General features: G+C 62.6%; 9 protein-coding genes and 1 pseudogene. 4 read left to right on the forward strand and 6 right to left on the reverse strand.

The genetic code is table 11. The annotated features are described in order from the left end of the window. Positions 1-6 precede the first annotated feature (6 nt). Complete coding sequence (locus tag ACVHNU_RS13560) at positions 7-666, forward strand: carbonic anhydrase (protein ID WP_473019982.1); 660 nt, start codon at positions 7-9, stop codon at positions 664-666. 128 nt (positions 667-794) lie between these two features. On the opposite strand, the gene ACVHNU_RS13565 is transcribed toward ACVHNU_RS13560, so the two are convergent. From ACVHNU_RS13565 to ACVHNU_RS13575, 3 genes are all read right to left on the reverse strand, one after another. Next, a complete protein-coding gene (locus ACVHNU_RS13565) occupies positions 795-2,297 on the reverse strand; it encodes an aldehyde dehydrogenase family protein (protein ID WP_473019983.1) in 1,503 nt (500 codons plus the stop codon). 200 nt (positions 2,298-2,497) lie between these two features. Next, the gene (glsB, locus tag ACVHNU_RS13570; protein WP_003226050.1) at positions 2,498-3,406 is read right to left on the reverse strand and encodes a glutaminase B; all 909 of its coding nucleotides are present in this window, start codon (positions 3,404-3,406) and stop codon (positions 2,498-2,500) included. Positions 3,407-3,889: 483 nt separating this feature from the next. Next, positions 3,890-5,506: a L,D-transpeptidase family protein gene (locus ACVHNU_RS13575; RefSeq protein ID WP_473019984.1), complete on the reverse strand. Its 1,617-nt coding sequence runs from the start codon at positions 5,504-5,506 to the stop codon at positions 3,890-3,892. 150 nt (positions 5,507-5,656) lie between these two features. On the opposite strand from ACVHNU_RS13575, the gene ACVHNU_RS13580 reads away from it, so the two are divergent. Further along, positions 5,657-6,370 (forward strand): murein L,D-transpeptidase catalytic domain family protein, encoded by a 714-nt coding sequence (locus ACVHNU_RS13580; protein WP_003226055.1) that lies wholly within the window; start codon positions 5,657-5,659, stop codon positions 6,368-6,370. Here the strand turns inward: ACVHNU_RS13580 and ACVHNU_RS13585 are convergent. Next, on the reverse strand, positions 6,318-7,706 hold the full coding sequence (locus ACVHNU_RS13585; protein WP_473019985.1) for an MFS transporter: 1,389 nt from the start codon (positions 7,704-7,706) through the stop codon (positions 6,318-6,320). The two genes, ACVHNU_RS13580 and ACVHNU_RS13585, sit on opposite strands and share 53 nt — an antisense overlap. A 101-nt stretch (positions 7,707-7,807) precedes the next feature. Here ACVHNU_RS13585 and ACVHNU_RS13590 point away from each other — a divergent pair, with 101 nt between their 5' ends. Then, positions 7,808-8,695, forward strand: a complete 888-nt coding sequence (locus ACVHNU_RS13590; protein ID WP_045122520.1) for a LysR family transcriptional regulator — start codon at positions 7,808-7,810, stop codon at positions 8,693-8,695. Here the strand turns inward: ACVHNU_RS13590 and ACVHNU_RS13595 are convergent. After that, positions 8,692-9,312 carry a cell wall hydrolase gene (locus ACVHNU_RS13595; RefSeq protein ID WP_473019986.1) on the reverse strand — a complete coding sequence of 207 codons (621 nt, stop codon included), beginning with the start codon at positions 9,310-9,312 and terminating at the stop codon, positions 8,692-8,694. The two genes, ACVHNU_RS13590 and ACVHNU_RS13595, sit on opposite strands and share 4 nt — an antisense overlap. 199 nt (positions 9,313-9,511) lie before the next feature. On the opposite strand from ACVHNU_RS13595, the gene ACVHNU_RS13600 reads away from it, so the two are divergent. Then, entirely contained in the window at positions 9,512-10,363 is an 852-nt protein-coding gene (locus ACVHNU_RS13600; RefSeq protein WP_103486545.1) for a CAP domain-containing protein, read from the forward strand. A 769-nt stretch (positions 10,364-11,132) separates the two neighbouring features. On the opposite strand, the pseudogene ACVHNU_RS13605 reads toward ACVHNU_RS13600, so the two are convergent. Then, positions 11,133-11,861: pseudogene (locus ACVHNU_RS13605) on the reverse strand (cytochrome ubiquinol oxidase subunit I); the annotation flags it as partial. Between the last annotated feature and the right edge of the window lie 45 nt (positions 11,862-11,906).

An 11,906-nucleotide genomic window follows, 5' to 3' on the forward strand; every position in this document is an offset into this window, starting at 1 on the left:
TACAACATGAAAAGCCTGATCGACGGTTTCCTGAAGTTCCAGAACGAAGCCTTCCCGCAACGCACCGAACTGTTCAAACACCTGGCGACCACCCAGCAACCCGGAACCTTGTTCATCACCTGTTCCGACAGCCGCGTGGTGCCGGAACTGCTCACCCAGCAAGAACCCGGCGAGCTGTTCGTGATCCGTAACGCAGGCAATATCGTGCCGTCCTACAGCCCGCATCCGGGCGGGGTTTCGGCAACGGTGGAATACGCGGTGGCGGTGCTTGGGGTGACTGACATCGTGATCTGCGGCCACTCCGATTGCGGCGCGATGACCGCGATTGCCCAGTGCAAATGCATGGATCATCTGCCCGCCGTCAGCGGCTGGCTGCAACATGCCGAGTCGGCGAAAGTGGTGAACGAGGCGCGGCCGCACGCCAATGACGCGGCGAAATTGAGTTCGATGGTGCGGGAAAATGTGATCGCGCAACTGGCGAATATTCAGACCCACCCGAGCGTGCGCCTGGCCCAGGAGAAAGGCCTGCTGAATCTGCATGGCTGGGTGTATGACATCGAGACCGGCTCGATCGATGCGCTGGCGGCTGACCGCCGTACGTTTGTACCGCTGGCCGAGCAGCCAGCGACTTGTGCGGTGCAGGCAAACTCCAGCGCAGCTGCCTGAAGGAGAACAGTACAACCCTGTGGCGAGGGAGCTTGCTCCCGCTGGGGCGCGCAGCGGCCCTTGCTTTTTTGGGTCTGCTGCGCAGACCAGCGGGAGCAAGCTCCCTCGCCACAGGTTTGGTGTTCAGATCAGCGTTTTACGGTGAGATCGATCTGGGTCATACGGCTACGCACCGTAAACACCCCATCCCCCGAAAGAATCGCACTGCGCGCAAACAAGCGCCCGCTCTCCCAGTTCGAAAGCCCCAGCTCCGGCTTGTTCAACGCGTACTGCCCATCGACCCAGCGAGTAATCCCATTGCCCACAAACGGCGCGTTCACCGCGTTGTAAAAGCGTTCCTGAGCGCCAGCATCCTCGCTGATCAGCGACACCGTGAACTGCGGGCTGTAGCGGTTGAACAACGTGATCGCCTGATCCAGATCGTCGACGATCATCAGGCTGACTTCCGGGGTTTCTTCCCACTCCCACTCGCGGCCCAGCTCTGATTCCGCCAACGCTTCGGCCAGGGCTTCGGTCTGATAACCCTCGGCGCGATAGACCTCGACCGTCGCGTTCTGCCACTCGGCCGGCAGGCAATTCTCGCTGCCTGCGACGATGTGCAATTTGCAGCCCTGCCCGCGTGCATTGCCGGCCTGTTTCAGGGCATCGAGGAACAGCGGCACCAGTTCGGCAGCACGCTCGCGGTGAATCAGGCAGACGTTCAGGGTGTTGCAGACTTTGCGATCCAGCGAATTGCGTACCACGGCGGCAAAACGTGTGGCATCGGCATCACGATCAGCAACCAACCATGCGCCGCCGGTGCCATGCAGGCTGACCGCCGTGCCCGACTGCTGGGCGATGCTGCCCAACTGGCTGACCGCACGCCCCGAACCCCGGGCCACCGCCAGCGACAGACGCCGGTCGGCGAACATTGCCCACCCGGCCGCGTGATTGACACTTTCCACCAGCGACACCGCACCTGCCGGCAAACCAGCATCGGCCAGCGCCGGGTTCAGCGCGTGAGTGACGATCGCTTGCGCGGTGCCCAACGCGTCGCTGCCAATGCGCAGCACTGCGGTGTTGCCAGTGCGCAGTACGCCAGCAGCATCGGCGAACACATTCGGTCGTCCTTCGAACACGAAAGCCACGATGCCCAGCGGCGACACCACTTGCTCGACCTTCCAGCCGTCGTGTTCGACGCAACTGATGACCTTGCCGCGCGTGGCCGGCGCATCACGCCAGGCGCGCAGACCGGCGATCATGTCGCGGCGCATGCGCTCGTCGGCGAGCAGTCGGGTGGTCGAGCGACCACGGGCCTTGGCGCGCTCGATGTCGGCCAGGTTCGCGGCTTCGATCAAGGTCCAGCATTCCGGGGTTTCCAGGCGTTGCGCGAACAGGTCGAAGAAGCGACTGATGGCTTCGTCGGACACTGCCGACAATGCAGTGAATGCCGCTTCAGCACGCTCGATTGCCACCGCAGCCGCTTGTTGATCGACCACCGGAATCAGCAACAGCTCGCCACTCACCTGCTCGACCAGCAGGTGGTCACCGGGCTGAAACCGTGCCGCCAGTTCGGGGCTGACCACGGTCACGCGGTTGCCAGCGAAAGGGATCGGCGTGCCAGCGACTAGACGTTCGAGCGCAATAGACATGAAGCGGATTCACCATATGAGGGGCGGCCGGAAAATGTAGCGGATTCTGCGCTGAAACACACCTTCTACAAACACCACCGAACCTGTGGGAGCGGGCTTGCTCGCGAAGGCGTCGGCACCATCAACATGGATATTGAATGTGCTGGCCTCTTCGCGAGCAAGCCCGCTCCCACAGGTTTCGTGGTGTTTGGAAGATCAGGTCAGAACACCGACCAGCCAATCCGCGAACTGAGCATCTCCAGCGCCGCCATCCCCGCCAGCGAGTTGCCGGCGGCGTTGAGTTCCGGCGACCACACGCACACCGTGAACTGCCCGGGCACCACCGCGACGATCCCGCCGCCGACCCCGCTCTTGCCCGGCAGACCGACGCGGTAGGCGAAGTTGCCGGCCTCGTCATACAGGCCGCTGGTGGCCATGATCGAGTTGACCTGCTGGGTCTGGCGCCGGGTCAGGATCTGTTCGCCGCTGTGCTTGCAGAAACCGTCGTTGGCGAGGAAGCAGAACGCCCGGGCCAGATCGATGCAGTTCATGCGCAACGCGCAGTGGCTGAAGTAGCTGCGCAGCACCGCTTCGACATCGTTGTGGAAGTTGCCGAACGATTGCATCAGGTACGCCATGGCCGCATTGCGGGCGCGATGCTGGTATTCGGATTCGGCGACCTTGCCGTCGACGATCACCTGCGGATTGCCCGACAGGCGCCGCACGAAGTCACGCATCGACAAGGCCGGCGCGGCGAATCGCGACTGATTGATGTCGCAGATCACCAGCGCCCCGGCGTTGATGAACGGATTGCGCGGACGCCCGCGTTCGAACTCCAGTTGCACCAGCGAGTTGAACGGCTGGCCGGACGGCTCGTGCCCCAGGCGCTCCCAGATCGCCTCGCCGGAGTGCTCGATTGCCTGCACCAGGCTGAACACCTTGGAAATACTCTGCACCGAGAACGGCGTCTCGGCGTCGCCGGCGCAATACATTTCGCCGTCGTTGCCATACACCGCAATGCCCAGCTGATTGGCCGGCACGGTGCCGAGGGCGGGAATGTAGTCAGCCACCTTGCCCTGCCCGATCAGGGGCCGGACAGCGTCAAGAATCTCGTTCAACAGCGCTTGCATGCCGGGTTCCGAAGTCTCGCCCCATGGGATTGCGGGGACACTGGGGCTAGACGCTGCGGACCGGTGCCGAATCACACTGACCGACACACTGAAAATCCAAATGTGGGCGTGGGCTTGCTCACGAAGGAGCCCGTTCATTCAGCATTGATGGAGGCTGACTTGACGCCTTCGCGAGCAAGCCCGCTCCCACCGGGGATTGTCGGTGGGTCAGGGATTGTCGGCTGGCCGCGATCAAGGGTGGGAGTGGGCTTGCTCACGAAGGAGCCCGTTCATTCAGCATTGATGGCGGTTGACCTGACGCCTTCGCGAGCAAGCCCGCTCCCACCGGGGATTGTCGGTGGGTCAGGGATTGTCGGCTGGCCGCGATCAAGGGTGGGAGTGGGCTTGCTCACGAAGGGGTCGGTACATTCAGCGTTGATGTCGGCTGACTTGACGCTATCGCGAGCAGGCTCACTCCTACAGGGTTGTGTGGATGACTGCGATTCAGTGGGCGCCGTCGAGGCCGGCGAGCAGCGCACTGTCGCGGCTATAGATATCCGGCGCATAACGTATCTGCCCATCCTTGCCGACCTGTGCCGTCCAGTAAGTCATCAGGATCGGCACCGGCGCCGACAGGCGGAATTCGTGGGTGCTGCCGGTGGCGAGCAAGGTGTCGGTGCGCGTGCGTTCCGCCGGGGTCAGCAACAAGTCGCGCAGTTGCATCGGGTGCTCGACCCGCACACAGCCGGAACTGAATGCGCGCGGCCCCTTGTCAAACAGCGCCTTGCTCGGTGTGTCGTGCAGGTACACCGCGAACGGGTTGGGGAAGCGGATCACCAGTTGCCCCAGCGGATTTCGCGGCCCGGCGTCCTGGCGCAGCATGATGTTGCCGGGATTGTCCCAGTCGATATCCGCTGCGGCCAACGGCTGACCATGGGCGTCGAGCACTTGCAGGTTCTGGCGACTGAGAAAGGTCTGATCCTTGCGGATCGCCGGCAGTTTGTCTTCCTTCCAGATGGTCGGCGGCACGGTCCAGGTCGGGTTCAGGGTCAGGCGCGTGACCCGGGATTTGAGCAGCGGGGTCTGCCGTTCGGCACGCCCGACCTGGGTGCGGGTCTGCCAGACCGGCACTCCCCCCTCATACAGCGTCAGCTCGGCGGCAGCAACGTTGACCAGCAAGCCGTTGGGCTCCATGTCCTGGGCCAGCCAGCGAAAGCGTTCGAGGTTGACCCGCAATTGTTCACGGCGCGTCAGCGGAGTGATGTTGAGTTCGGCAATCGTCCCCGGCCCGACCACCCCGTCAGCCTGCAGCGAATGGTTGGCCTGGAAGCTCTTCACCGCCTCTACCAGCACACCGTCATAGGCATTGCCGGGCGTACCGATGGCGTGGGTCAGATAGCCTTCGCTGTACAACCGTCGGGCCAGTTCCGGAACGCGCTTGTCTTCCATCGCCGGACGCAACAACGGGCCGTTGCCCACCGACTGCCAGTGCGGCAAGGCTTGCAGCCGTTGACTGGCGTAGAGATGGCGCAGGCTTTGGTATTGCGCCAGATGCGGACGGGCCAGATCGAAAGCGGCCTTGATGTCATGCAGGCCGGGTACGGCGATGGCGAGTAATTCGGCCTGCCGATCACGCGGGGCCTCATCGGCATGCCACAGCGGCTCGAAATGTGACTGCAGCAGACGACCGTAATGCAGGTCCTGCAGTGCTTGCAGGTAAGAACGACTGATGTCGATATCGGCACACAATTCGCCATCCTGCGGCGGGTTGGCCGCTACCGGATAGCGCTTTGGATCGAGCCCATCATCGGCCAACAGCTGCAACTGCGCGCGCAAGACCGGCAAACGCCCTGTCTCGCTGGCCCACACCGGCAGCCAGTCCTGCTGCTGGTAGAACGCTTGCAGTTGCGACAGCGCCGCGCCGTTCAGATGCGCGGCAATCGCCGGGCACGCCTGCGGCAAACCGATCAGCACCGCTTGCAGCGGACTCTGCGGCTCAACCGGCATTTGCGCCGGCGGCGTCGGCAGTGTCTGCAACGGCGGCAGCGGCTCCTCGGCACAAGCGACAAACGGCGCAGCGAGCAAACAAATGCTCAAGTAGCATGCGTACTTTTTGAACAACTGCTTTACTCCAATCCGTGGCCGCCTCAATGACGGTCAACCTTACATCAGGTGCGCTGAACAGTCAGGCCCGAATCAGGGGTCTGTGGGTATGACTGGGAGTCAGGAGCCAAAGTGCCAAATTAAGTAGCAAGTGAGGACACTTTATAAATGTTGACGTTTTTGCGCCGACTTCTGCTGACCACTGCGACTCTCGTCGTCGTGAGCAGCCCAGCTTTCGCCGCCGGCAAACCATCGCCGGTTCTCTTGACCAGCCTCGCGCACGCCGCGCCGGAACTCAATCCCCAGGCGCTGAAAGGTGCCTTGAACGCTATGCAATGTGCGATCAACAACGGCGCGAAACCCTCCCGCCACCTGGCGATCATCGACTATTCGCAGCCCTCCACCGCCCGCCGGCTGTGGATCTTCGATTTGAGCAGACAGAAGCTGGTGCTGCGTGACCTGGTCGCCCACGGGTCCAATTCCGGGGAAAACTTCGCTACCCAGTTCTCCAACCGCGAAGGCAGTTACCAGTCCAGCCTCGGCCTGTTCCGCACGCAGGAAAGCTACAAGGGCACCCACGGTTATTCGCTGCGTATGGACGGTCTGGAGCCGGGTTTCAATGACATGGCCCGCGACCGCGCCATCGTGATCCACGCCGCCGACTACGTGAACCCGTTATGGAGTAAACGTCAGGGCCGTATCGGTCGCAGTCAGGGTTGCCCTGCGGTACGCCCGCAAGTGGCTAGACAGGTGATCGACAAACTCAAGGACGGCCAGTTCATGTTCTCCTGGTACCCGGACCAGCACTGGCTGAAGTCCTCGCCGTACCTCAACTGCCAGCCACAGCAGGTGGCGAGTATCTTGAGTACCCACGCCAGCTGACGATAAGGGCCATGATCATCAGCGCGGCTGCAACACCAAACGTGCTGTGCAAGCCGCGGCCGATCACCTCGGCCGGGGCTTGCGTCGGGTCTCCCGTGGCCAGCGCAAACACCGCCCCCATGACTGCCGCGCCGGTGATCAAGCCCAGATTGCGCGACAGCCCGAGCAAGGCTGAGACCACGCCGCGCTGATCCTGACTGACCGTCGCCATCAACCCGGTATTGTTCGCTGCCTGGAACAACGCGTAACTGCTGGCGATCAGCGCCATCGGCAGCAGATACGCCGGCAGACCGAAACTCATCGGCAACAGCGCCAACAAACTGCAACCGCCAACCATCCCGAGCAATGCCCCCGGCACCACCCGCCGCGCGCCGAAGCGATCCACCAGACGCCCGGCCGGCACCCCGCCGCACGCCGCCAGCAGCGGCCCGACGGACAACGCCAGTCCGACCACGGTGCTGCCCAGTCCCAGCCCCCGGCTCAGGTAAAACGGCCCGACCACCAGCGTGGTCATCATCACCGTCGTCACCAGCAACGTCAGCGCGAGGCTGCTGCCCAGTCGCGAGTCGGCGAACAACGACAGACGAATCAGCGGCGCCTTGGCTTTCATTTCGACCGCGATAAACAGGCCTGCGCCGCACAGGCTGAGCAGCAGCAATATCAGGGTGAAACCCTCCAGTGTCATCGCCAGCGCGTAGACCGCCAGCGTCAAAACCAACACCGCAGTGCCGAGATAATCAAACGCCACCCTCGACCGCGTCGGCCGATCCGCCGGCAGATAGCGATAAACCAGCCACGCATTGAGCAAGCCCAATGGCACGTTGAGGACAAAGATCGACGGCCAGCCGACATGCGCGATCAGCAGGCCACCCAACGACGGCCCGAGGCTGGTGCCGGTGGCCGACATGGTTGCCAGCAAACCCATCGCACTGCCCGCCCTTGTCTTGGGCACCGCATCCGCCACCAACGCCACGGTCAAGGCAAACATGATCGCTGCGCCAAGGCCCTGCACCGCCCGTGCGCCAATCAACCAGCTCAGCCCCGGAGCCAACGCGCAGCACAACGAAGCACTGGTGAAAATGCCGATGCCGATCAGCAGCAGTCGTCGCCGCCCGAACACATCGCCCAGGCGCCCGACACTGACGATCAACGTGGTGACCGCCAGCAGGTACGCCAGCACGATCCACTGCACCTGTTGAAACGTCGCATCGAACGCTGCCGCCAGAGTCGGTAATCCGGCGTTGGCGATGCTGGTGTCCAGCGACGGCATCAACATCGACAGCGCCAGACTGGTCAGCGCCCAGCGGGTTTGAGTGTTCAAGGGAGTTCGGGGCATCGGGCGCTCCATCTGATGGTCAGACGGCATAGCCTGAGTCTCGACAAGGCAAGGCGCAAGACGCATGCTTTGCACTTGATACCTGCATGGAACGCCATGTCATGAGCGCCCCGGATCTGAACCTGTTGATCACCCTCGACGTGTTGTTGCGCGAAGGCAGCGTCGCGCGTGCCGCACACATTCTGCGGTTGAGCCCGTCAGCGATGAGCCGCGCCCTGGCCCGATTGCGCGAGACCACCGGCGATCCGCTGCTGGTGCGCGCCGGCCGAGGTCTGGTGCCGACCCCGCGTGCGCTGGAGTTGCGTGAGCGGGTCAGCCGCCTGGTGCAGGAAGCCGAGGCGGTGTTGCGCCCCGCCGAAGTGCTCGATCCCGGCCAGTTGCAGCGCACCTTCACCTTGCGCAACACCGACGGTTTTGTCGAAACCTTTGCCGCCGCGCTGCTCGCGCGCATTGCTGAAGAGGCCCCCGGCGTGCGCCTGCGCTTTGTGCAGAAAGCCGACAAGGACAGCACACCGCTGCGCGAAGGCCGGGTCGATCTGGAGACCGGTGTGGTCGACGACAGCACTGACCCGGCGCTGCACAGCCGCATCCTGTTTGAGGATCAGTGGATCGGTGTGGTGCGCGAAGGCCATCCATTGAGTTCGGGCAAGATCAGCAGCAAACGCTTTGCCGGCGGCCAGCACATTCTCATCTCACGACGCGGGCGCAGCAGCGGCCCGGTCGACGAAGCGCTGCTCGCCGCAGGACTGACGCGGGACATCGTCACTTCATTCGGCGGCTTTTCGGCGGCGCTGACACTGGTCCGCGAATCAGACCTGATCGCCACCGTCCCGGAGCGTCACACCAGCAAGCTGCGCATGGGCCTGCACAGTTTTGCCCTGCCCTTCAGAATGCCGCCGATCAGCGTGTCGATGCTCTGGCACCCGCGCATGGACGCCGACCCGGCGCACCGCTGGCTGCGCAATTGTGTACGGGAAGTCTGCGTCTAGCGCGCATCACCACCGGCCGGTTTATAGAAGAGGAATTTGCCGACTTCGGCGGTCTTTTTGTATTCCTTGGCCCAGCCGGGATGCACGTTGCGATCATGAAAGTACAGCGCACCATGGGTGCGATCCGGCAGTTGGCGGTTGAGCGCCTTGCCGGCGATATCCTTGGCCAGGGTGTATTCAGCGTCTTCCTTGACCTGATCCGCCTTGCCATCGCACCACCAGGAAAACTGGCAGCTCTTGGTTTCCGAACCTTGTTTGACCACTTCGCACACGGTGCCTGGAAAGCCATCGTGCCCCAGGCGATTCATCACCACATTGGCCACCGCCTCCATTTCCGGGGTGTCGCGACCCTTGGCTTCCCAGTAGATACTGCGCGCCAGGCAGGTGATCGGATCGTCCAGCGGCGCGGTACCGGCGGGGTCCACGGCTTGTACTTCAGTGGGGGTGATCGCTTCGGATTTGGGTGCCGGTGCGGCGCTGACTTTATCGGCGGCTTTTTCTTCCAGCACCTGGGCTTTCTCTTCGGCCTTGGCCTTGATCGGAGTCTGATCGGTGGCGTTCACAACGCCGGCCATAACGGTTAATGCGAAACAGCCAGCCAACCATTTCAATCCCATGTCAGTTCTTCCGGCAGCGCCCGTTCCGGGCAAGGTATTTCGTGGGGGAGACGCCCGGTTCCCGGGGCCTTCGGAGAGTGTAGACGGCAAATACCGCAGTAACGTTCCGCAGAAAAATCCGCTCGGTAAAGAAAAAGACATTGCATTCCCCCGGGCCATTTCGCGCATCATGAGCGCACTCAGCTCAAGGGAGATTTCCATGCGCTTCATGCCATCCGTCTTGCGTTTTGCCACGCTGTCCGTGGGTCTGGTCGTGGCCGCCTCGGCCATGGCTGCCGACGAGTCGCAACTGATCGAGTCGATCAACAACTATCGCAGTCAGCCGCAGCGCTGCGGCAGCCAGGCGTCCAACGAACTGCCACCGCTGTCGGCCGACCCACGGCTGAGACTGCCGGCCAGCGGTGCGGTCGATCTGCAACAGGCCATGGCCAGCGCCAGTTACCCGATGGTCAATGTGCAGGCGATTACGCTCAACGGCCCACGGGATGCGGCATCGGCGATGAAGGCGATTGAGGAAAGTTTCTGTCAGGTGGTGCTGGACCCGCAGTTCGTTGATGTCGGGGTCAGCCGCGCCGATCGCGACTGGCGGATCGTGCTGGCGCGACCGTTGCTCTCGGCGAAGCTCGGTGATGCGCAGGCTGAAGGCCAGAAGTTACTCGAGCAGGTCAACGTGGCCCGCGCCCAGCCACGCCAATGCGGCGGGCAAGCCTTTGCTGCCGCCGGGCCATTGGCCTGGAACGCGAGCCTGGGCACGATCTCTCAGGATCACAGCCGCGACATGGCCAACAACAACTACTTTGATCACAAGGACCGCGACGGCCGCACCCCGGGCGACCGCGCCGAACTGGCCGGCTACAGCGGGCAACTGGTCGGCGAGAACATCGCTGCCGGCCAAGACACCGTGCGCAAGGTCGTCGACGGCTGGCTCGCCAGCCCCGGCCACTGCGCCAACCTGATGAACCCGCAATACAAAGAACTCGGCGCCGCCTACGCGACCGATCCAAAGAGCAGCGCCGGGATCTACTGGACGGCGATGTTTGGGGCGCAGTAACTCCCAAAAACACTAGTGTTCCCTGTGGGAGCTGGCTTGCCAGCGATGAGGCCAGCACAGTCAACATCGATATCGACTGCCCCATCGCCATCGCTGGCAAGCCAGCTCCCACAATAATCGGCAGTGTTCTCACCTCTTCCAATCAATCCCCATCCCCTGTGGGAGCTGGCCTGCCAGCGATGAGGCCGGCACAGTCAACCATCGATGTCGTCTGACCTATCGCCATCGCTGGCAAGCCAGCTCCCACAATAATCGGCAGTGTTCTCATCTCTTCCAATCAATCCCCATCCTCTGTGGGAGCTGGCTTGCCTGCGATGAGGCCTGCACAGTCAACATCGATGTCGTCGGACCTATCGCCATCGCTGGCAAGCCAGCTCCCACAATAATTGGCAGTGTTCTCACCTCTTCCAATCAATCCCCATCCCCTGTGGGAGCTGGCCTGCCATCGATGAGGCCAGCACAGTCAACATCGATATCGACTGCCCCACCGCCATCGCTGGCAGGCCAGCTCCCACAATAATCGGCAGTGTTCTCACCTCTTCCAATCAATCCCCATCCCCTGTGGGAGCTGGCCTGCCATCGATGAGGCCAGCACAGTCAACATCGATATCGACTGCCCCACCGCCATCGCTGGCAGGCCAGCTCCCACAATAATCGGCAGTGTTCTCACCTCTTCCAATCAATCCCCATCCCCTGTGGGAGCTGGCCTGCCAGCGATGAGGCCAGCACAGTCAACCATCGATGTCGTCTGACCTATCGCCATCGCTGGCAAGCCATGGGCGTCACCGACCACGGCCTGAATTGGCGCCACGATCAGTGCCATCCACAACGCCATGGAAAACATCTTGCGCACCGGCGCGGTGTTGTTGCCGCGCAGCAAATGCCAGGCCGCCGACGCACCGACGAAGAACGACGTTGCGACAAACGCGGCAATCGCCATGTGCGCCAGTCGGAACGGGAACGACGGGTTGAACACGATCGCCAGCCAGTCCAGCGGCATCACCCGCCCGTCGACGATTTCGAAACCCTGCGGGGTCTGCATCCAGCTGTTGGAAGCGAGAATCCAGAACGTTGAAATCAGCGTGCCGATGGCGACCATCACCGTGGCAAAGAAGTGCAAGCCACGGCCGACGCGGTTCCAGCCGAACAGCATGACCCCGAGGAAACCGGCTTCAAGGAAGAACGCCGTCAGCACCTCATAGGTCAGCAACGGCCCGGTGATGCTCCCGGCAAAGTCGGAAAAGCCGCTCCAGTTGGTACCGAACTGGTAGGCCATGACCAGCCCCGAGACCACGCCCATGCCGAAGTTGACGGCAAAGATCTTCGACCAGAAATGGTAGAGATCACGGTAGGTGTCGTTACGGGTTTTCAGCCACAGGCCTTCGAGTACCGCGAGGAAACTCGCCAGGCCGATGGTGATCGCCGGGAAGATAATGTGGAACGAAACCGTGAACGCGAATTGAATTCGCGCCAGGTCCAGTGCCTCCATGTTGAGCATGATGATGTCCTCATCCAGGCTGAAAAGCGGCAGCACGAACCCGGG

This window comes from Pseudomonas sp. Ors-4-3C (assembly GCF_055755035.1).